Source organism: Aliivibrio sp. S10_S31 (genome assembly GCF_014694495.1).
Lineage (GTDB): Bacteria > Pseudomonadota > Gammaproteobacteria > Enterobacterales > Vibrionaceae > Aliivibrio > Aliivibrio fischeri.
Genome location: NZ_JAAUWR010000029.1, coordinates 15272 through 35206, shown reverse-complemented (window position 1 = coordinate 35206; position 19935 = coordinate 15272). Strand labels below are relative to the sequence as shown.

Below are 19935 nucleotides of genomic sequence, written 5' to 3'. Positions count from 1 at the left end.
ACACCGCCGTAGATTTTTGCAAGTGTAGTACAGATAGCAGCTGTTAGAGTTGTTTTACCGTGGTCAACGTGGCCGATAGTACCAACGTTTACGTGCGGTTTCGTACGTTCAAATTTTTCTTTAGACACGATCGTGTTCCTTCCTAGTTATGATTCGCCTTATCGAACAGTGATAAGGCGCGCCAGAATTTGCTATTTTATGCGTCAATTGCTCTTGACGCAAGGGTATTGAGTATATTATCCACGCTCAGCGATGATTCTGTCGGCAATATTCTTAGAAACTTCACCATATTCGGCGAATTCCATAGAATAAGACGCTCGACCTTGAGTCGCAGAACGTAAAGATGTTGCATAACCAAACATTTCTGAAAGCGGAACTTGTGCACGGATAATTTTCAATCCAGCAACACCATCGTCCATACCTTCAATCATGCCGCGACGACGGTTTAAGTCACCAACAACATCACCCATCCAGTCTTCTGGAGTGGTTACTTCAACTTTCATCATTGGCTCAAGAATAACAGGTTGCGCTTCTAGTGCACCTTTCTTGAATGCCATTGAACCCGCGATCTTGAACGCCATTTCACTGGAGTCAACATCGTGGTATGAGCCATCAAATAGCGTAGCTTTAACGTCAAGTACAGGATAACCTGCCAACACGCCGTTATGCATTTGCTCTTCGATACCTTTAGCTACTGAGCTGATGTATTCACGAGGAACAGCACCACCTACAATTTCGTCAACAAAAACGAAACCAGCATCTGGTTCTGATGGTTCGATTTTTAGCCATACGTGACCGTATTGACCGCGACCACCAGATTGACGTACGAATTTGCCTTCAACTTCCGTAGTACCACGGATAGTTTCACGGTATGCCACTTGAGGCTTACCTACGTTACATTCAACACTGAACTCACGCTTCATACGATCAACGATAATATCTAAGTGTAGCTCACCCATGCCAGAAATCAGTGTTTGACCTGATTCTTCATCAGTTTCTACACGGAAAGATGGATCTTCTGCCGCTAGTTTACCTAGTGCGATACCCATTTTCTCTTGGTCAGCTTGTGTTCTTGGTTCTACAGCGATCTGAATAACAGGTTCTGGGAATTCCATACGCTCAAGAATTACTTTTGCGTTTTGGTCACACAGAGTATCACCTGTTGTTACGTCTTTAAGGCCGATTGCAGCAGCAATATCACCAGCACGTACTTCTTTCACTTCTTCACGCTTGTTAGCATGAAGTTGAACGATACGTCCGAAACGTTCACGCTTTTGTTTCACTGAGTTATATACTGCGTCACCAGTGTTAACCACACCAGAGTAAACACGCATAAAGGTCAATGAACCAACAAATGGGTCTGTCGCAATTTTAAATGCAAGTGCAGCAAACGGTTCATTGTCATCTGCATGACGCTCAACTTCGTTATCATTTTCATCCACACCTTTGATCGCAGGAACATCAACTGGCGCAGGTAAGTATTCGATAACGGCATCAAGTACAGCTTGAACACCTTTGTTTTTAAACGCTGAACCACAAGTAGCCAGTACGATTTCGTTATTTAATGTACGAGTACGTAGTGCTTCTTTGATTTCTGCTTCAGACAGTTCTTCACCTTCAAGGTATTTGTCCATCAGCTCTTCAGACGCTTCTGCCGCTGCTTCAACTAGGTTTTGACGCCATTCTTCAGCAAGCTCTTGCATATCAGCTGGAATTTCTTCGTATGTGAAGGTCATGCCTTGGTCGGCTTCATTCCAGTTGATTCGTTTCATCTTGATAAGGTCAACAACACCACTAAAGTCCTCTTCAGCACCAATGTTTAATTGGATAGGCACAGGAGTAGCACCAAGACGATTTTTAATTTGATCTACAACACGTAAGAAATCTGCACCAGCACGGTCCATTTTGTTAACGAACACGATACGTGGAACACCGTATTTATCAGCTTGACGCCATACAGTTTCAGATTGAGGTTCAACACCAGACGAGCCACAGAACACAACAACTGCACCATCAAGTACACGCAGAGAACGTTCTACTTCGATTGTGAAGTCAACGTGTCCAGGAGTATCGATGATATTAATACGGTGATCTTGGAATTGCGCATCCATACCACGCCAGAATGTGGTAGTTGCCGCTGAGGTAATTGTGATACCACGCTCTTGCTCTTGCTCCATCCAGTCCATGGTTGCTGCACCATCGTGAACTTCGCCGATTTTGTGAGAAAGGCCAGTATAGAACAGAATACGCTCAGTAGTAGTAGTTTTACCTGCATCTACGTGAGCACAGATACCGATATTACGGTAGCGCTCAATAGGTGTATTTCGAGCCACGGTTGTATCCTCTTATCTTAGGGATTATTGCTATTACCCAACGCTTATGCATTGAAATAGCGATAATGGCTAAGTGTTTTACTAAATAGGGGAAAAAGTAAGGTGCAGCAAGGACTGCTGCACCTTCGGTATTACCAGCGGTAATGAGCGAATGCTTTGTTAGCATCAGCCATACGGTGAACGTCTTCACGTTTCTTAACCGCAGTACCTTTGTTCTCAGACGCGTCTAACATTTCGTTAGCAAGACGTTGAGCCATAGATTTTTCACCACGCTTACGCGCAGCTTCAACCATCCAACGCATAGCAAGTGCGTTACGGCGAACCGGACGTACTTCTACAGGCACTTGGTAAGTTGAACCACCCACACGGCGAGATTTAACTTCTACCGCAGGACGAACATTTTCAAGAGCTTCTTCAAATACAGCTAAGTGGTCTTTACCAGACTTCTCAGCCATAAGATCTAGTGCACCGTAAACGATTTTTTCAGCAGTTGATTTCTTACCGTCAACCATTACGATGTTTACAAATTTTGCCAGCAGCTCAGATTTGAACTTAGGATCTGGAAGGATCTTACGCTGACCAATTACGCGACGACGTGGCATGGAATATCTCCGTTGTTGTCTTCAGGTTATCCAAAACTTTTCAGTTTCTTCAAATTACAAATATTTAGTGTTTGGCCTTACTTAACGGAATCCATTAAGACTTAGGACGTTTCACACCGTACTTAGAACGACCTTTCTTACGGTCATTTACGCCTGCACAGTCAAGTGCACCGCGAACAGTGTGGTAACGCACACCTGGTAAATCTTTAACACGACCACCACGGATAAGAACAACTGAGTGCTCTTGAAGGTTGTGACCTTCACCGCCGATGTATGAAGTAACTTCAAAGCCGTTAGTTAGACGAACACGACATACTTTACGTAAAGCTGAGTTCGGTTTCTTTGGTGTAGTAGTGTAAACACGAGTACATACACCACGTTTTTGTGGACACGCTTCTAGCGCAGGCACGTTGCTTTTAACAACTTGCTTTGCACGAGGCTTACGTACCAACTGGTTAATAGTTGCCATTAAAATAGCTCCTGATTAGAGGTTCGAAAACTTTTGAAAAATCTAGCCCTACAGAAATAGGGACGCGAAATTCTAAGGCTGAACGTGATATGTGTCAAGAAATATACAGCACTATTAATAAACAATTTAAAAATAATTTGCCTTTCTTAACCATAGATCACGCTTACCAAGTCACTATAGGAAAATGATCTTGGGTTAAAGAAACAAAAGCGCTGTAATTAACTCGTTGAATTTTATCATCAATAAGTTTAGTTACGCCTCTTGCTTCGATGTCTTCTTGTAAAAAATAGCAATGTTTAAATGATAAGATCAATGAATGATCTTTATGATCCTTAATTGCTGCGTATACACTATCTTGCGTAAAAATGATGACATCATTCTCACTATCGACAGGTAATTCTTTATTATGAAGTAATTGGAGATTATCAGTACTTGTTAGTATATGCAGCATCATTTAAAACACCATAACTTGATCACATTGAGACAGCTTTTCATTTATGTCTTTATTTGAAATGCTATCAACATCAATCAAAAGATATTCTTCTTTTATGCCGCGGTTACTCATTGCATTCTGACAAACAAATATCTCTTCAAGATCATAAAGTTCAAGCATTTTAAATCCTGAAATATAATCCCTAGATAAAATCTTTTCGGGTTCTTGATTCTTAAGTAGCTGTAACACACCATCTCCAATAAAGAAGATTTGAATATCTTCACTGTAAGCAGTGGCTGCTAATATTGCATCTAGCCCTTCTCTACCCTTTGATGTTGAGTGTGGTGCCGATTGAAATACAAATCCAAGTCGATTCATAATATTTCCGTTTTATTTAAACTGAACAACACGGTCAAAACTGAACAACACGGTCAAACTTCAATAGCGCCGTAGCTAAACCACCTAACCCTGCTTGCTGGAACCCAACAGCTAAATTATGTTGCTTTAATTGATGCTGACTTGCTTCGTCTTCACCAATAACACCACGTCGTAATGCTGCAGCGACACACGTTTCTAATTCAATATCATGACGTTGTGCTAGATCCTGCCACTGCTTAGTGATATCAACTTCATCATTAGCAGGTAAAATCAGAGAAGACGCATTTAACACGCCTTCCTGATAAAAAAATACTTTTTTAATGCTGTGCCCTTCAGTTAATACCGCTTCTGCAAATTGAAAGGCTTTTCTTGATGCCTGTGAACCATAAGCAGGCCCATTTACAACAAGTCCATACACCAAACTCACTTTTCACCGTCCTCTGTTTTTCTTTGACGAATATAAAGATACACGGTGTGTTTAGAAATATTCAATTGGTCGGCAACACGATTAATCGCGTCTTTAATATCAAAAATGCCTTTATCGTATAAATCCATTACGATTTGTTTATTCTTAGCATTGTTGCCGACTTCTTTATCTGCATTAATCTCATCAATCGTGCGTTTTACTGTTTGATCAACAAGCTCATCTACATCACTTGCAAAGTTAACACTTGATGCTGCTTCATTGGCTTCTTCACTTGGCATAAATGATTGCAATACTTGTGAAAAAGGTGCATCCAAATTGATATTAATACACAGTAAACCAATGATTCTTTCATCCCCGTTACGAATTGCAACAGTGATTGACTTCATTAGCACTCCACCCTTTGCTCGGGTGAAATAAGAGCGAGAAAAATTACGTTTAGAACGTTCAATATCTTTCAGCATTTGTAACGCTAAATCGGTGATTGGAGAGCCAACTTTACGTCCTGTATTCTCGCCATTAGCAATTCGAATTGCTGATTTATTGATATCTTCTAATGAGTGTAAAACGATTTCACAATAGTTACCGATTAAACTGGCAATTCCATCCACCACAGCTTCATAAGAGCGCAAAATGTGATGGTCAAACTCTGTAAATGGCACCACTTCAGAAAAACTTTCTTCCGCAGTATTCTCAATATTCATAATCTACCAACTTAATATTTGCTTGCTTAACACTCATGCTAAGACTTACGGCTTAAAATAATTACATCAAGTTTATCAGAATATTTGCATGAAAATAAAAAACCCCAGCAAGTGCCGGGGCTAATTCAGTGATCTAAAACAAAGTTTAGATTATTTAATCTTCAATCAGATTATTTTGCAGGTTTTGCTGCATCTTTGATTTCTAGCAACTCAACATCAAATACTAGAGTTGAATTTGCAGGAATCGCTTGGTTACCTTGTGCGCCGTAGCCTAACTCTGCAGGGATAACGAACTTGTACTTAGAACCAACATTCATTAATTGAACACCTTCAGTCCAACCCGGAATTACTGCGTTTAGTGGGAAAGTCGCTGGTTGGTTACGATCGTAAGAGCTATCAAACTTAGTACCATCAATTAATGTACCAGAGTAATGAACAACTACTGTATCAGTGTCTTTTGGCTTAGGACCGTCAGCAGGTGTGATTACTTTGTATAGAAGGCCTGATTCTGTTTTCTTCACGCCATCTTCTTTTTCAAATTTAGCACGGAAGTCAGCACCCGCTTTTGCGTTAGCTTCAGATTCTGCTGCCATTTTCTTTTGTGCAATTTCAGCAACACGTTGATCTAGGTTTTGAAGAGCAACTTGGATCTCTTCATCAGTTAGACGCTCTTTACCATTAAATACATCTGTTACACCAGCAAGTACATCCGCTTTTTTCAGGTCAAGGCCTAGCTCTGTTTGCTTCTCTAAGTTTGAGTTTAGATATTTAGCTAAAGATGCACCGATTGCGTAACCTGCTTTTTCATCTTCTGATGCAAATGTTGCTGCTGTAGCAGATTCAGTAGATGCTTCGATTTTTGCAGGTAATGTTGTTGCTTCAGTTTTTGGTGCTTCTTCTTTTTGACAACCAACAACGAATGCAACAGTTGCAGCAAGTAACGACACTTTAAAAATAGATTTCATTTCAAAACTCCAGATTATTTGAGGTCCTGCCTCAATTTTCTTATTCAATTTTTTAGATCATACCAATCTGGATAAGTAGTTGATAAGATTATTGCTAGTTATCATCGATTTTCACCAGCAATAGTGATCGAATACTTATTTAGATTGGTATATAGATGCGAAATACTGTTCATCACAATATACTAGTACTTATAGACACATTACAAACGAGTAGTTCAATTTGATGCGCGCTATATCTCAATACATCGCTATTTTTGTCATTACGCTGACATTATCGGGCTGTTTTTTCCAAAATGCAGACGACCAACGCTGGGAATTAGCTCCCCAAGGAACAACAAGTTTTGCGTTAAGTCGTGATGCTCGCTTTGCTCTTTTCTTTGTTAAGAATGACTCTATTCCTGAAAAAAATGAACCACAAGTAAAATCTGGTCTTCATTTTTGGGATCTTGTAGAAAATAAAGAACTGACTTTCTTTGGTGACCAAGACCAAAATAAATCAACAGTTTCCTATATCAGAATCTCTGATAACTCGCGATTTGCAATAACCGCCACTCAAACTAACTTTGCGGTTTGGGATTTGGGGATGGGAATATCGGAAGGGTTATGGTCTATCTCTGACGGTATTATTCGAGATGTAGCCATTGCAAGTAATGGACAACAAGTTCTACTTGGGCTTTCAAATGGTAAAGCCATTTATATCAATCTGGCTACCGGCCGTCGCTTAGAATTTCTTGCTCACAGAGAAAAAGTTAATTCTGTCGCCCTTTCTGCAAATGGTAAGTTTGCCCTATCTGGAGGTAATGATTACTTTGCTTATTTATGGGATACCGAAACTGGACAAATACTCCGTACCTTTGAACATGAAAAACGAGTAAGTCGAACTGCACTTCAGCGCGACGGTAAATATGCTTTTACTGCCGATGGTGGTAATGAAGGGTTTATTTGGGATTTAAAAACCGGTGAAAAAATAACGGAACTTAGTACGTTAGCTCGCCAACAGGTATATTCTACCGCTCGCTTTAGCGATGATGGCCAACTTCTGGTTACAGGTTCTCCCTCTGGAACCGTAAATGTATGGAATACCACATCAGGTAAAAAGCTCGAACAATGGCGTTCAGAACCATTAAAAGATGCACGTCCACCAACAGCAGTAGTGTATGATGTCGCCATTGATAAACAACAACGAGTGGTTTCAGCAACATCAGCAGGAATCGCCCAAGCGTGGTTAATAGAATAATGACAACAACAATTGAACAATTAGAACAAAAGATCAGTGATTTAGAGTGTCAAATGGCGTTTCAAGAGCAAACCATTGATGAACTAAACGACGCCCTATCTCAGCAACAGCTATTAATCACTAATATGCAAGTTCAGATGAAGTTTATGGTAGGTAAGATGAAAACTATGGATTCGTCGAATATGGCTGATCCAACGGAAGAGACGCCACCACCGCATTACTAAGTGCAGGAGCGAGAATCGAGAACGCTACGCTCTAGGAGCGAGGAAGAGCAAATCGAGCTCTCAGAAGCCTAAAAACAAAAAACCGCAGATGCTTACACACCTGCGGTTTTTAATTTCTACAGTACGAAGATCTTTCTCGCCCCTAAACTCTCGAGCGAAGCGTCCTCGTCCCTGCTCTTAAAATTACTTAGAACAGTTGCCGTTACCACAACATACGTGCTCTTCTTCGTGATCGTGAGAATGGCCTTCGCCACCACAACAACCGCCTTCGTGATCATGGTCGTGACCGTGACCACCACAGCCACCTTCTTGGTGAATGTGACCGTGAGCTGCTTCTTCTTCTGTTGCTGCACGTAGTGCTACTACTTCAACATCAAAATCTAGAGTTTGACCAGCAAGCATGTGGTTGCCATCAACAACAACTTCATCACCATCAACTTCAGTTACTTCTACAGGAATTGGTCCTTGGTCTGTATCAGCAAGGAAACGCATGCCAACTTCAATTTGATCAACGCCTTGGAATACGTTTGCAGGAACACGTTGAACCATCTCATCCATGTGCTCGCCGTACGCTTCTTCAGGAGTTACAGTGATGCTGAATTTGTCGCCTTCAACTTTACCTTCAAGTGCTTTTTCAAGACCAACGATTAGGTTGTTGTGACCGTGTAGGTAATCAAGAGGAGCGTCAACTGTTGATTGGTCTACAACTACGCCTTCTTCTGTTTTCACTTGGTAAGCTAGACTTACAACAACGTTCTTTTCAATTTTCATTTTAACTCCGGATGCACTTAGCATTAGTGGATGGTATTCAGTATGGCAACATAATACTATTCAGGCTTAAAAACACCAATAACATCATCTTGCGCATGTTTGGTTTTTTCGAGTGATTTAGGCGTTCGGCGGTCTGTATGACCACAATCAACACACTCAACATACTCGATATTACTTTCTTGCCACCAGCGTAGCGTATCTTCTTTGCTACATGATGGACAAACTGCACCTGCAATAAATCGTTTTTTCACGGTTATTATCCTTGTGCTATTAACTCTTTATAACATCAGTCCCAATGGTTCTGGCTTGAGCGTTCGTTTTCCATTTCTAAGCTAAAAATCTCTTCTAACTCGATTCGAGCAGCCTTCGCTTTTGAAGCCAGAGATTTATCATCTGAATGTAATGGTAACAATTCTTTTAGCATAGCAACATCTAACTTTTTAAAATGAGATTCTGCTCGCTTAGCTTGATAAGGATGCATACCTAAAGATGTGAGGGTTTGTCGCCCTAAATCAAGGGCACCATAGAAAGTTTCTCGTGAAAAGTTATCAACGCCTTCACTCAATAACTCATAAGCCTCTACTCGACTGCGTGCACGGGCTAATATTTTTAAATGAGGAAAATGTCTTTGGCATAACGCCACGACTTCCATTACTTTTTGTGGATCTTTTTTACACACTACAATGGCTTTGGCTTTTTCTGCTCCCGCCGCTCGTAAGAGTTCGACTTGCGTTGCATCTCCGTAATACACTTTATAATCGAATTTACGTAGTAGACGAATTTGACTTGGGTCAGCCTCTAAAATAGTCAGTTTTATCTTATTAGCGAAAAGTAATCGTCCAACAATCTGACCAAATCGTCCAAAACCAGCAATAATTACTTCTGGTTGAGTTGCGTGTGTAAAGTCAGATAAAGGCATCTCTTCTTCGCTGTTTAACGTTCTCGCAAACCATTTATCTTGAGCAATTAAAAACAGCGGTGTTGTCATCATAGAGATACTGACAACCACTAACAAAAATGCAGTTAGTTCTCGGCTTAATAAGCCTTCCATTTGAGCGGCCGTAAACAAAACAAAAGCAAACTCACCACCTTGACTTAATATCATCGCCATTTGACTACGTGCTTTCGCTCGAGTACCAAAAGCTCTTGCTAACCCATAAATCAGCAACCCTTTCACCACTACAAGTGACAATACAGCAGCTAAGATCTCAAATGGATACTGTAGTAATAGCCCTAAATTAACTGACATTCCTACTGCAATAAAAAACAAACCAAGCAATAACCCTTTAAAAGGTTCAATAGCCACTTCTAACTCATGACGAAACTCACTTTCAGCCAGCAATACCCCTGCTAAAAATGCCCCAAGAGCCATAGATAGTCCTAACTGTTTCATCGCAGCAGATACACCAATCACCAGTAGTAATGCGGCAACAGTAAATAACTCTCTCGCTCCACTTTTCACTACATAGCTAAAAAGTGGGCGTAATAGAAAATGGGCAAGAGTAAAAATAGAAATAACACCAGCAAGAACCCATAATCCGTCGAGCCAATTACCACTCGCACCACCGGCTAAAACAGGCAATATCGCTAACATAGGAATAACCGCAATATCCTGAAACAGCAAAACCGCAAAACCAGATTGCCCACTTTCAGAATCAGACAGTTTACGTTCTTCTATCACTCTTAAGGCAATCGCGGTCGATGACAAAGCCAACCCCATACCGATAACCAAACTGACTTGCCATGCTAAACCAAAAAACATCATCGCAGCGGTAATCACCACAGATGACACCACAACTTGGCTTCCTCCCAACCCGATTATCGGCTTTCGCATTTTCCATAATTTACTGGGATTCAACTCTAAGCCGATCAAAAAGAGCAGCAATACCACGCCAAATTCGGAGAAATGAAGAATCGCATCCACATCTGAAATTAATTTTAACCCCCATGGACCAATTGCGATTCCTGCTAATAAATAGCCTAATACCGCACCAAGACCAAAACGCTGTGCTAAAGGTACGGTTACCACTGCTGCGGCTAAAAATATTGAACTTGTATGTAACCAATCACCAGCCATTAGATGCCTCCTTTCGGGTTTAGCAGCCAAGCTTTATATTCATCAATATATTGCTGTCGTTTTTCTACCGTAATTTTACGTGCCCAGTATTGGATAGAGGGCGGTAACCATTCCATCTGACATAATGCGGCGGTAATTTTAAATGGAACCAAAATGTCATCCATTGAATGTTGGTTATATCCCGTTTTTGAAAAGGCTTCTTCAATACCACCAACAGTGATCACGCTTCGCCACTGCTTACCTTTTAAAGCATCACCATTACCATAAGCAAACCCTTTACCTAAAACGCAATCCATCCACTCTTTTAATAGTGCAGGACAAGAATAAAGATAAAGTGGATGTTGAAAAATAATAATATCGTGTTGTGCTAGCAGTTCATGCTCAAACACAACATCGATAAAGAAATCAGGATAATGAGCATAAAGATCATGCACAGTCACATGATCTAAATGAGAATAAGCCGATAAAATGGCTTTATTGGCAATAGAGTGCTCAGGATCTGGATGAGCAAGAATAACTAATATTTTAGGCAACTGAGTCATGTCTTCCCTTTTCTGACTTTATTGTTTTATTTTTCTCTTATACCGTTCACAGTAACTAAGTGCTCAGAGATAGCAAAAGAAAAAGGTTACTGCGGTTGGTATTATCTATCATACAGACAATTTCAATGTCGACAATCACCCCTCTTACGCCTACTATGCTCATCGTATTCAAATAACTTCAAGATTCAGTCAGATTAAGAGAAGCAAACCACAGCATGATTACCTTTTCAGACATTCAATTACTTCGTGGCGGAAAGCCATTACTAGAGCAAGCCTCTGCCACTATTCACCCTGGTGACAAAGTCGGTTTAGTCGGAAAAAATGGCTGTGGTAAATCCACACTTTTTGCCTTAATCAAAGGTGAATTGAGTGTTGATGCTGGTTCAAACCGTGTCCCACATAACTGGGAAATGGCTTGGGTTGCTCAAGAAACTCCAGCATTAGAGCGCAAAGCCATTGACTATGTTATTGATGGCGACCGTGAATTTCGTGGTTTAGAAGAGCAACTAGCAAAAGCAGAAGAAGCCGATAACGGAACTCTTGTTGCTGAATTACACGGTAAACTGGAAACCGTAGGTGGTTACACCATCAATTCTCGTGCTGCAGAATTACTTAATGGTTTAGGCTTCTCACAACAACAGATGGAATGGAATTTAACCCAATTCTCTGGTGGTTGGCGTATGCGTTTAAACTTAGCACAAGCATTGATTTGTCGCTCTGATTTATTACTACTTGATGAACCGACCAACCACTTAGACTTAGATGCCGTAATGTGGCTTGAGCGTTGGTTACAAAACTACCCAGGTACTCTATTACTCATTTCGCACGACCGTGATTTCTTAGACCCAGTAGTAAACCGCATTATTCACGTTGAAAACCAAAAATTGAATGAGTACACAGGTAACTATTCATCGTTTGAAGTTCAACGCTCTGAAAAACTGATCCTGCAACAAGCTCAGTTCCAGAAACAACAGAAAAACATGGCGCACATGCAGTCATACATTGACCGCTTCCGTTATAAAGCATCAAAAGCACGCCAAGCACAAAGCCGAATTAAAGCGTTAGAGAAAATGGAAAAAGTGCTACCAGCACAATTAGATAACCCATTCAGCTTTAGTTTTAGAGAACCAGATGCACTGCCAAACCCAATCTTAATGATGGATGAAGTCAGCGCAGGTTATGAAAACAATACGATTTTAGAGCAAATTCGCTTAAACCTAGTTCCGGGAAGTCGTATTGGCCTGTTAGGTCGAAACGGCGCAGGTAAATCAACGCTTATCAAATTACTTTCAGGTGAGTTAGCTCCGCAGAGTGGCGTATTTACTTACTCTCAAGGGGTTAAAATTGGTTACTTCGCACAGCACCAACTGGAAACCTTACACGTAGAAGAAACTCCTCTTCAGCACCTAATGCAAATTGCCCCTAATCATACAGAACAACAACTACGTGATTATTTAGGCAGTTTTGGTTTCCAAGGTGATAAAGCGTTAGAAAAAATTGGTCCTTTCTCTGGTGGTGAAAAAGCCCGTTTAGTACTGGCACTTGTGGTATGGCAAAAACCAAACATGCTATTGCTTGATGAACCGACCAACCACCTTGATTTAGATATGCGTCAAGCCCTAACGATGGCACTACAAACCTTTGAAGGTGCAATGGTTATTGTCAGCCACGACAGATACTTACTTCGCGCGACAACCGATGACTTGTACTTAGTGCATGATCGCCAAGTGGTTCCTTTTGATGGTGATTTAACGGATTACTACAAATGGCTAACCGAGCAGAATAAGAGCGAGCGTAAAGAACAACAGCAACAAGAAAAACAAGATAATCCAAGCACATCAACCAGCTTAAGTGCAGCTGAGAAAAAAGAACAAAAACGCAAAGAAGCCGAATTCAGAAAGCTAATTGCCCCATTACGAAAAGAAGTGACTAAACTTGAAACTCGAATGGATAAGCTTAATGAAGCATTAAGCCAAGCAGAAGAAGAGCTTGGGGACGTTTCATTATATGAAGCTGAAAACAAAAAGCGTTTAACGGAAGTTCTCGCCATTCAAGCATCAGCAAAATCTGAACTCGAAGAAGTTGAAATGGAATGGATGGATCTTCAAGAACAAATTGAAGAAAAAGAGAATGCTGCCAAGCAGTAATATTCCTTTGAATGAGCACCAATTGGCTTCTATTACCCAAGAAGCCTTTTGGTGTTTCTCATTATCCCATTATAAGAAAGATGGGGTACAACAAGCAGCACTGGCACTACAAGACGCCTACTTTGGTAATGTGAATTTAGCATTATTACTTATCTGGCTTAATAGCCTAAACCTCTCATTCTCGGTATCTGACCTACCGCTTCTGGAAGCCGCTCTAAACAAAACTGACACTCTACTTCACTCTTATCGCAAGTTAAGAAAACAGATCAAATCGACACAAAATAAAGCTCTTTATCAAGAAGCCTTACAGTTTGAGCTACAGATAGAAAAGCAACAACAAAGCGATCTAATCACTGCTTTAATACGTATTCCTTTAGTAATAAAAACCGATAATAATCAGATAAGTTTATTAACGCATTATTGCCGTTCTTTGCAGGCAGACACCTTACTTCCAGCTCTAGAAAGTAATCAACATAACAACACAGAGTAACTAAGATGATGGATAACTTTACACCGGCTACCGGTTTATCTAACGCTCATATTCAGACACTGCTTCCTCGCTTTCTGCGTCGTAGTCCATTGTTTAATGCGTATTGGCAACGCCTTGAGTTACCAGACAGTGATTTCGTTGATCTCGCTTGGAGTGAAAACCCAAATAAAGCAGGAGAAAAACCGCTTTTTATTCTTTTTCATGGTTTAGAAGGCAGTTTCGACAGCCCTTATGCCAATGGATTATTAGCCGCTGCAAAAGAGCAAGGTTGGCTTGGTGTGATGATGCACTTTCGTGGTTGCAGTGATGTGCCTAACCGTTTAGTAAGAGCGTACCACTCAGGTGAAACCGAAGACGCACGTTTTTTTATTGAGATGTTGGGTGCTCGCTTCCCTAATCAAGAAAAGGTCGCCACCGGGATCTCTCTTGGCGGTAATATGCTAGTAAACTACCTCGCCAAATATCAAAACGATACCCTACTGAACGCCGCAACGGTTATCTCTGCACCTCTGGATTTAAGCGCCTGCTCTGAACGTATTCAACAAGGTTTTTCTCGTTTGTATCAGGGTTATTTATTAGGATCATTAAAAAACAACAGCATTAAAAAACTCAACGCCTCTCGTAAAGAGATTGTTGGTTTAAATAAAGAGATGATCAAAGCCATACCTGATTTAATCACCTTTGATAATCTCATCACAGCACCAATGCATGGTTACGCTCACGCGCAAGACTATTATCAACAATGCAGTGGTTTACAGTTTTTAGATCGTATCGACATCCCTACTCGAATTATTCATTCAAAAGACGACCCGTTTATGACAAATGCGGTGATACCTACTCATCCACTGCCTAACTGTGTACACTATCAACTAACAGAACACGGTGGTCATGTAGGTTTTATTAACGGATCTATCACTAAGCCCAATTTTTGGTTAGAAAGTACCGTTAACCACTGGTTCCAAAAAATTCTCTAACTTTAGCGCCTATTGGCAATTCATTTAATGGATGAGATAAGTAGTATGATCATTCCTTGGCAAGACATCGCTCCTGACACATTAGAAAACTTAATTTCTGAATTTGTATTACGTGAAGGGACAGATTACGGTGAAGTTGAAATCAGCCATCAAGAAAAAGTAGATCAAATAAAAGTTCTATTGAAAAATGGTGAAGCAATGGTGGTCTTTTCCGAACTTCATGAAACCGTTGATATTCAAACCAAAGCTCGCTTTAATCCTAATTTAACCAACCATAATTACGACTAATAGACTCACCAAGATACTCACAATTTTCAAACCGAACAGTATCATTTTTAGCAACCCTGTTATAACATCCGACGAGAATAAGGAAATTAGACAGGGTTTGTCATGTCAGCAAAACATCCAATTATTGCCGTAACGGGGTCATCCGGAGCAGGCACTACCACCACATCTGAAGCATTTCGAAAAATGTTCAATATGATGGACATAAAAGCATCTTGGCTTGAAGGGGACAGTTTCCATCGTTTCACTCGTCCTGAAATGGATGTGGAGATCCGTAAAGCAAAAGAACAAGGTAAGCACATCAGTTATTTTGGTCCTCAAGCAAATGACTTTCCGGCACTAGAGCAGTTTTTCCGTCAATACGGAGAAGATGGAACGGGTCAATATCGTCGCTATTTACATACTTTCGATGAAGCGGTTCCTTTTAATCAAATGCCTGGCACGTTCACGCCATGGCAAGACCTACCCGATGATACCGATGTCCTTTTTTATGAAGGTCTACACGGTGGCGTTGTTGATGGTGACATAAACGTATCTCAACATGTGGATTTACTTATCGGCATGGTGCCAATTGTAAACTTAGAATGGATACAGAAATTTGTTCGCGATACTCGTGATCGTGGGCATTCTCGTGAAGCCGTAATGGACTCAATCGTTCGTTCAATGGATGATTATTTAAATTACATTACTCCACAATTTTCTCGAACTCATATTAACTTCCAACGAGTACCAACCGTAGATACCTCTAACCCACTCAACGCAAAAGGCATTCCGAGTTTAGATGAAAGCTTTGTTGTCATCCGTTTTAGGGGGTTGAGTAAAGTTGACTTTCCTTACTTATTAGCAATGATTGATGGTTCATTTATGTCTCGTCATAACACGCTAGTTGTTCCCGGAGGCAAAATGAGCTTTGCTATGGAGTTAATTATTAGACCACTACTTCAGCAGCTAATTGATACTGGGAAAATAAATTAATTTCGCTATCTTCTGCGCCAAATTTGGGGTTCTTCCAAAAATAGTGAATAATAGAGACTCTATTCACTATTTTTGCGATGCTATGAAAACTTCTCCTTTTTCCATTTGGCTCAGCGCCGCTCGTCCAAAAACACTACCTCTTGCCCTAGCCTCAATCATGACAGGCTCTGTTTTGGCATATTGGAATAACCACGCCTCTTTTACTATCACGTTAATGGCATTTATCACCGCAACGTTATTGCAAATATTGTCGAATCTGGCAAATGACTACGGCGATGCAGTGAAAGGAACAGATAACGAAGAGCGCCTTGGTCCACAACGAGCAATGCAAACCGGCCTTGTAACGCAAGAAACAATGAAAAAAGCCATTGGCATTAATATTGTTCTGACGATCATTAGTGGCTTAATTTTAGTATTTAGCTCATTACACCAAACCATGGATATTATTGGATTCATCGCTCTTGGGTTATTAGCTATTGGCGCTGCTATTGCTTATACCATGGGTGATAAGCCTTATGGTTACCGTGGCTTAGGGGATATCTCTGTTTTTATCTTTTTTGGTTTATTAGGGGTTGCTGGTACGTATTACCTTCATACAGGTCACTTATCTTCTGCTCTATTTTTACCAGCGACTGCCTGTGGTTTATTAGCTGTCGCAGTATTAAATATTAATAACCTACGTGATATAGAAAATGACGAAGCGTGTGGAAAAATGACACTGGTCGTTCGTATGGGCGCAAACTGGGGTCGTAAATATCATGCTGTATTAATGGCCGCGAGTTTTATCTGTCTTGCTGTTTTTAGTGCGACTCAAATTCATTCACTAACTGGTTGGTTATTTTTAGCAATTGCACCTTTCGTCTTCAATCATGTTATGTCAGTAATGCGAGCTCCAAATGGTGAAGCAATCAGACCTATGATGGGCACCGTTGTGCAATGCGCACTATTTACCAATGTACTATTTGCTGTTGGCTTGTACTTATCCGTTTAAAAACGAAAGCGGCTTATCTCACTGACCTAAGTAAATCAGGATAAATTTGCGGTTTGTCATAGTATTGCCTAAAAAAGCACGTATATTGAACAGTTACAAACACCAATAAAAGGTAAGTTTCACTATGGAATACAATACTTCAGCACTTTGTGACATCTATTTAGATCAAGTTGATGTTGTTGAACCGATGTTCAGCCACTTTGGCGCTAAGACATCATTTTCAGGCCAAATCACAACAATTAAATGTTTTGAAGATAATGGTCTGATTCATCAACTATTAGAAGAGAAAGGCGAAGGTCGTGTTTTATTAGTTGATGGCGGCGGTTCCTTACGTCGTGCTTTAGTCGATGCTGACCTAGCAGCAAAAGCAGCCCACAATGGTTGGGAAGGCTTAGTTATCTATGGTTGTGTCCGTGAAGTGGATTACCTAGAAGAGATTGAGATTGGCATTCAAGCTCTCGCTTCTATTCCTGTTGGTGCAGCAAGACAAAACATTGGTGAAGTGGATGTTGCGGTTAACTTTGGTAGTGTGACTTTCTTACCTGAAGATCATCTTTACGCGGATTCGACTGGAGTGATTATCTCTCAAGAGCCGCTAGAAGAGATGGGTGAGGAAGAGTAAAAAAGATTAAGGGACGAGAAAGCGAGGTTTCAGGTTTCAGGAAGAGCAGAGTTCAGATCGCTGCGCTTGCAGAATTCAGAGATGAGCGTTGTTGCTACTGCAACAAAGAATGGTTCTCCCCCTTAAATACCAAAATCTATGAAAGCAGTATGGTCAATACAAGGGGGAGCTAGAGGGGGTTGGTTATGCATATTATTGTCGTTCAGATAAACCAAAACTCATCACTAGCAACCCCTCCTAACCTCCCCTTATATCAACATCACCGATCTCAATAATCTATCGTTCAAGGGGAGGAACTATAATTGTGATCGCTTTAATTACAGCAACCACCTCTGAACCCTGCAAGGGAGCTCGCGACCGATCTGAAACCTAAACTTTGCTCTTAAAATAAAAAAACCGTAGATGCTTCCACACCTACGGTTTCAAAATAATTCACAGAACTTAGCTCTTCCTCGCTCCTCGAGCGAAGCGTCCTCGCCTCTCGTCCCTGCTCTATTACTCTACTTCGTCCATTTTACCAAGTAGACCACGGATGCGAGCTTCAAATTGAGCTTGCTCATCACGTGCACGTTGAGCTTCTTGTTCTACTTCTGAACGACCGTTGTTTGCTTGCTCAAGATCTTGAGTTAGCGCTGCGTTCGTTTCTTTTAATTCTTCAACTTCCATTTGTAGCAGTGCGATTGTATCTACTGCCATCTGAACTTTAGCTTCTAGTTGTTCTAATATTTCTAAAGACATTCCTGCCACCTTAACTATATTCTTCATTGAATATGTAGCGAATTTATTACTCACTACAAACTTGTTTTCTATTCTACTCAGCAATTGTAATTCTGCCATAGTGTTATTCATTAAATTGCATCATATGAACAAAAAAGCAGCAGTTTTTACCAACATCTGACGTACTTTCTTAAGATTAAAACGAACTACATACCAAAACTAGGTATTTACCTTCGTTATTTGAATTAAACCACACCTTTAGCTCCTTGATATTTTTATTCTTCGCTGAAAAAATTTCATTCTCGCGGGAAAAAGCAAACGTTTCCCTTTTTGTTATGCTAAAATCCCCTCGATTTTTACTTATTCATCGATTTATTCGGAGCAATTATGAAACGCGATTTAGCAATGGCTTTTTCTCGAGTTACTGAAGGTGCCGCACTGGCTGGTTACAAATGGCTTGGCCGTGGCGATAAAAACGCTGCTGACGGTGCAGCTGTTGAAGTAATGCGTACTCTTCTGAACAAAACTGATATCAGTGGTGAGATTGTTATTGGTGAAGGTGAGATCGATGATGCACCTATGCTATACATCGGTGAAAACGTAGGTACAGGTGGCGATGCTGTTGATATCGCGGTTGATCCAATCGAAGGTACTCGCATGACTGCGATGGGTCAATCAAACGCTCTTGCTGTATTGGCTGCTGGTGAAAAAGGCAGTTTCTTAAAAGCACCTGATATGTACATGGAAAAATTGGTTGTTGGTCCTGGTGCAAAAGGGGCAATTGATTTAAGTCTTTCTCTAGAAGAAAACCTAGTAAATATTGCAAAAGCATTAGGTAAACCATTAGAAACGCTTGTTGTGACAACACTGGCTAAACCTCGTCATGATGAAGTAATTGCAAACATGCAGAAGATGGGCGTTCGTGTATTTGCTGTGCCAGATGGTGATGTTGCAGCTTCTATTCTAACTTGTATGCCTGATAGCGAAGTGGACGTTATGTACTGTATCGGTGGAGCACCTGAAGGTGTGGTTTCTGCTGCAGTTATCCGTGCACTAGATGGCGACATGCAAGCACGCCTTCTTCCTCGTCATGAAGTTAAAGGCGATACAGAAGAAAACCGTATCCACGGTGAAGCCGAGCTTAAACGTTGTGAAGAAATGGGCGTAAAAGCGAACGTTATCTTAAAGATGACAGACATGGCACGTAGTGATGATGTTGTATTTGCAGCAACTGGTATCACTAAAGGTGACCTACTAGAAGGCATTACTCGCCAAGGTAATATTGCGACAACTGAAACGCTACTTATTCGTGGTCGTTGTCGTACGATTCGTCGTATTAAGTCGATTCACTACTTAGAGCGTAAAGACGCTGAGATTAGAGATATTATTCTTTAAGAGCAGGGACTAGAGGCGAGGACGCTTCGCTTAAGGAGCGAGAAAAAGCCGAGGTCTGCGATAAATTTGAAACCGTGGGTGTGAAAGCATCTGCGGTTTTTTATTTTAAAGGGTTCAGGTTTCAGATCGGTCGCAGGCTCCCTTGCAGGGTTCAGGGGTGAGAAAGAGCTAAGAGCGAGT

At 40.9% G+C, this 19935-nt stretch carries 24 protein-coding genes; 10 read left to right on the top strand and 14 right to left on the bottom strand.

The features are described from left to right. The 9 genes from HC728_RS18550 to fkpA form a co-directional block, all read right to left on the bottom strand. Window positions 1–128: GTP-binding protein (locus tag HC728_RS18550; protein WP_238933831.1), on the bottom strand; the 128-nt coding region annotated here is incomplete at its 3' end. Between the two features lie 108 nt (window positions 129–236). After that, a complete protein-coding gene (fusA, locus tag HC728_RS18545) occupies window positions 237–2333 on the bottom strand; it encodes an elongation factor G (protein WP_005417215.1) in 2097 nt (698 codons plus the stop codon). Window positions 2334–2464: 131 nt separating this feature from the next. After that, window positions 2465–2935: a 30S ribosomal protein S7 gene (gene rpsG, locus HC728_RS18540; protein WP_005417210.1), complete on the bottom strand. Its 471-nt coding sequence runs from the start codon at window positions 2933–2935 to the stop codon at window positions 2465–2467. A gap of 94 nt (window positions 2936–3029) precedes the next feature. Next, window positions 3030–3404 (bottom strand): 30S ribosomal protein S12, encoded by a 375-nt coding sequence (rpsL, locus tag HC728_RS18535; RefSeq protein WP_005417208.1) that lies wholly within the window; start codon window positions 3402–3404, stop codon window positions 3030–3032. 163 nt (window positions 3405–3567) lie between these two features. Then, window positions 3568–3858, bottom strand: a complete 291-nt coding sequence (tusB, locus tag HC728_RS18530) for a sulfurtransferase complex subunit TusB (protein ID WP_017018400.1) — start codon at window positions 3856–3858, stop codon at window positions 3568–3570. Further along, window positions 3859–4215 (bottom strand): sulfurtransferase complex subunit TusC, encoded by a 357-nt coding sequence (tusC, locus tag HC728_RS18525; RefSeq protein WP_190395865.1) that lies wholly within the window; start codon window positions 4213–4215, stop codon window positions 3859–3861. Window positions 4216–4249: 34 nt separating this feature from the next. After that, window positions 4250–4642 carry a sulfurtransferase complex subunit TusD gene (gene tusD / locus HC728_RS18520; protein ID WP_017018397.1) on the bottom strand — a complete coding sequence of 131 codons (393 nt, stop codon included), beginning with the start codon at window positions 4640–4642 and terminating at the stop codon, window positions 4250–4252. Then, window positions 4639–5343 carry a transcriptional regulator gene (locus HC728_RS18515; protein ID WP_005417199.1) on the bottom strand — a complete coding sequence of 235 codons (705 nt, stop codon included), beginning with the start codon at window positions 5341–5343 and terminating at the stop codon, window positions 4639–4641. Before HC728_RS18515 ends, tusD begins: the two co-directional genes overlap by 4 nt. Before the next feature lie 170 nt (window positions 5344–5513). Continuing rightward, complete coding sequence (fkpA, locus tag HC728_RS18510) at window positions 5514–6308, bottom strand: FKBP-type peptidyl-prolyl cis-trans isomerase (protein ID WP_005417197.1); 795 nt, start codon at window positions 6306–6308, stop codon at window positions 5514–5516. 223 nt (window positions 6309–6531) lie between these two features. On the opposite strand from fkpA, the gene HC728_RS18505 reads away from it, so the two are divergent. Both HC728_RS18505 and HC728_RS18500 read left to right on the top strand, forming a co-directional pair. Further along, window positions 6532–7545, top strand: a complete 1014-nt coding sequence (locus HC728_RS18505; protein ID WP_012532836.1) for a WD40 repeat domain-containing protein — start codon at window positions 6532–6534, stop codon at window positions 7543–7545. Further along, window positions 7545–7769, top strand: coding sequence for a SlyX family protein (locus HC728_RS18500; protein WP_005417195.1), 225 nt, complete (start codon window positions 7545–7547; stop codon window positions 7767–7769). Before HC728_RS18505 ends, HC728_RS18500 begins: the two co-directional genes overlap by 1 nt. Before the next feature lie 183 nt (window positions 7770–7952). Here HC728_RS18500 and slyD read toward each other — a convergent pair whose 3' ends face one another. From slyD to kefG, 4 genes are read right to left on the bottom strand one after another with little or no spacing between them, the layout of a single operon-like run. Then, window positions 7953–8540: a peptidylprolyl isomerase gene (slyD, locus tag HC728_RS18495; RefSeq protein ID WP_005417194.1), complete on the bottom strand. Its 588-nt coding sequence runs from the start codon at window positions 8538–8540 to the stop codon at window positions 7953–7955. Between the two features lie 56 nt (window positions 8541–8596). After that, window positions 8597–8797 carry a YheV family putative zinc ribbon protein gene (locus tag HC728_RS18490; protein WP_170618929.1) on the bottom strand — a complete coding sequence of 67 codons (201 nt, stop codon included), beginning with the start codon at window positions 8795–8797 and terminating at the stop codon, window positions 8597–8599. A gap of 29 nt (window positions 8798–8826) precedes the next feature. Continuing rightward, window positions 8827–10617 (bottom strand): glutathione-regulated potassium-efflux system protein KefB, encoded by a 1791-nt coding sequence (kefB, locus tag HC728_RS18485; protein WP_005417192.1) that lies wholly within the window; start codon window positions 10615–10617, stop codon window positions 8827–8829. Further along, window positions 10617–11159 carry a glutathione-regulated potassium-efflux system ancillary protein KefG gene (gene kefG / locus HC728_RS18480; RefSeq protein ID WP_190395864.1) on the bottom strand — a complete coding sequence of 181 codons (543 nt, stop codon included), beginning with the start codon at window positions 11157–11159 and terminating at the stop codon, window positions 10617–10619. Before kefG ends, kefB begins: the two co-directional genes overlap by 1 nt. A gap of 215 nt (window positions 11160–11374) precedes the next feature. Between kefG and HC728_RS18475 the strand changes: the two genes are divergently transcribed. The 7 genes from HC728_RS18475 (at window position 11375) to rraA (ending at window position 17643) form a co-directional block, all read left to right on the top strand. Continuing rightward, a complete protein-coding gene (locus HC728_RS18475) occupies window positions 11375–13306 on the top strand; it encodes an ABC transporter ATP-binding protein (RefSeq protein WP_065604169.1) in 1932 nt (643 codons plus the stop codon). Then, window positions 13290–13796, top strand: a complete 507-nt coding sequence (locus HC728_RS18470; protein WP_190395863.1) for a TIGR02444 family protein — start codon at window positions 13290–13292, stop codon at window positions 13794–13796. Before HC728_RS18475 ends, HC728_RS18470 begins: the two co-directional genes overlap by 17 nt. Before the next feature lie 5 nt (window positions 13797–13801). Then, a complete protein-coding gene (locus tag HC728_RS18465) occupies window positions 13802–14770 on the top strand; it encodes a hydrolase (RefSeq protein ID WP_190395862.1) in 969 nt (322 codons plus the stop codon). Window positions 14771–14815: 45 nt separating this feature from the next. After that, on the top strand, window positions 14816–15058 hold the full coding sequence (locus HC728_RS18460) for a YheU family protein (RefSeq protein ID WP_012532745.1): 243 nt from the start codon (window positions 14816–14818) through the stop codon (window positions 15056–15058). A gap of 102 nt (window positions 15059–15160) precedes the next feature. Then, on the top strand, window positions 15161–16030 hold the full coding sequence (locus HC728_RS18455; protein ID WP_011261063.1) for a phosphoribulokinase: 870 nt from the start codon (window positions 15161–15163) through the stop codon (window positions 16028–16030). Between the two features lie 82 nt (window positions 16031–16112). After that, a complete protein-coding gene (locus HC728_RS18450) occupies window positions 16113–17021 on the top strand; it encodes a 1,4-dihydroxy-2-naphthoate polyprenyltransferase (RefSeq protein ID WP_012532699.1) in 909 nt (302 codons plus the stop codon). 124 nt (window positions 17022–17145) lie between these two features. Further along, the gene (gene rraA, locus HC728_RS18445) at window positions 17146–17643 is read left to right on the top strand and encodes a ribonuclease E activity regulator RraA (protein WP_005417181.1); all 498 of its coding nucleotides are present in this window, start codon (window positions 17146–17148) and stop codon (window positions 17641–17643) included. Window positions 17644–18138: 495 nt separating this feature from the next. Here rraA and zapB read toward each other — a convergent pair whose 3' ends face one another. Continuing rightward, window positions 18139–18381 carry a cell division protein ZapB gene (zapB, locus tag HC728_RS18440; RefSeq protein ID WP_005417172.1) on the bottom strand — a complete coding sequence of 81 codons (243 nt, stop codon included), beginning with the start codon at window positions 18379–18381 and terminating at the stop codon, window positions 18139–18141. A 366-nt stretch (window positions 18382–18747) separates the two neighbouring features. Between zapB and glpX the strand changes: the two genes are divergently transcribed. Then, a complete protein-coding gene (gene glpX, locus HC728_RS18435; protein WP_072055610.1) occupies window positions 18748–19755 on the top strand; it encodes a class II fructose-bisphosphatase in 1008 nt (335 codons plus the stop codon). Window positions 19756–19935: the final 180 nt, after the last annotated feature.

Excerpts from the sequence above, each read along its gene's own strand:
- rpsG (WP_005417210.1), bottom strand. The coding sequence starts at position 2,935 with ATGCCACGTCGTCGCGTAATTGGTCAGCGTAAGATCCTTCCAGATCCT.
- rpsL (WP_005417208.1), bottom strand. The coding sequence starts at position 3,404 with ATGGCAACTATTAACCAGTTGGTACGTAAGCCTCGTGCAAAGCAAGTT.
- tusB (WP_017018400.1), bottom strand. The coding sequence starts at position 3,858 with ATGATGCTGCATATACTAACAAGTACTGATAATCTCCAATTACTTCAT.
- tusC (WP_190395865.1), bottom strand. The coding sequence starts at position 4,215 with ATGAATCGACTTGGATTTGTATTTCAATCGGCACCACACTCAACATCA.
- HC728_RS18515 (WP_005417199.1), bottom strand. The coding sequence starts at position 5,343 with ATGAATATTGAGAATACTGCGGAAGAAAGTTTTTCTGAAGTGGTGCCA.
- fkpA (WP_005417197.1), bottom strand. The coding sequence starts at position 6,308 with ATGAAATCTATTTTTAAAGTGTCGTTACTTGCTGCAACTGTTGCATTC.
- HC728_RS18505 (WP_012532836.1), top strand. The coding sequence starts at position 6,532 with ATGCGCGCTATATCTCAATACATCGCTATTTTTGTCATTACGCTGACA.
- HC728_RS18500 (WP_005417195.1), top strand. The coding sequence starts at position 7,545 with ATGACAACAACAATTGAACAATTAGAACAAAAGATCAGTGATTTAGAG.
- slyD (WP_005417194.1), bottom strand. The coding sequence starts at position 8,540 with ATGAAAATTGAAAAGAACGTTGTTGTAAGTCTAGCTTACCAAGTGAAA.
- kefB (WP_005417192.1), bottom strand. The coding sequence starts at position 10,617 with ATGGCTGGTGATTGGTTACATACAAGTTCAATATTTTTAGCCGCAGCA.
- kefG (WP_190395864.1), bottom strand. The coding sequence starts at position 11,159 with ATGACTCAGTTGCCTAAAATATTAGTTATTCTTGCTCATCCAGATCCT.
- HC728_RS18475 (WP_065604169.1), top strand. The coding sequence starts at position 11,375 with ATGATTACCTTTTCAGACATTCAATTACTTCGTGGCGGAAAGCCATTA.
- HC728_RS18470 (WP_190395863.1), top strand. The coding sequence starts at position 13,290 with ATGCTGCCAAGCAGTAATATTCCTTTGAATGAGCACCAATTGGCTTCT.
- HC728_RS18465 (WP_190395862.1), top strand. The coding sequence starts at position 13,802 with ATGATGGATAACTTTACACCGGCTACCGGTTTATCTAACGCTCATATT.
- HC728_RS18460 (WP_012532745.1), top strand. The coding sequence starts at position 14,816 with ATGATCATTCCTTGGCAAGACATCGCTCCTGACACATTAGAAAACTTA.
- HC728_RS18455 (WP_011261063.1), top strand. The coding sequence starts at position 15,161 with ATGTCAGCAAAACATCCAATTATTGCCGTAACGGGGTCATCCGGAGCA.
- HC728_RS18450 (WP_012532699.1), top strand. The coding sequence starts at position 16,113 with ATGAAAACTTCTCCTTTTTCCATTTGGCTCAGCGCCGCTCGTCCAAAA.
- rraA (WP_005417181.1), top strand. The coding sequence starts at position 17,146 with ATGGAATACAATACTTCAGCACTTTGTGACATCTATTTAGATCAAGTT.
- zapB (WP_005417172.1), bottom strand. The coding sequence starts at position 18,381 with ATGTCTTTAGAAATATTAGAACAACTAGAAGCTAAAGTTCAGATGGCA.
- glpX (WP_072055610.1), top strand. The coding sequence starts at position 18,748 with ATGAAACGCGATTTAGCAATGGCTTTTTCTCGAGTTACTGAAGGTGCC.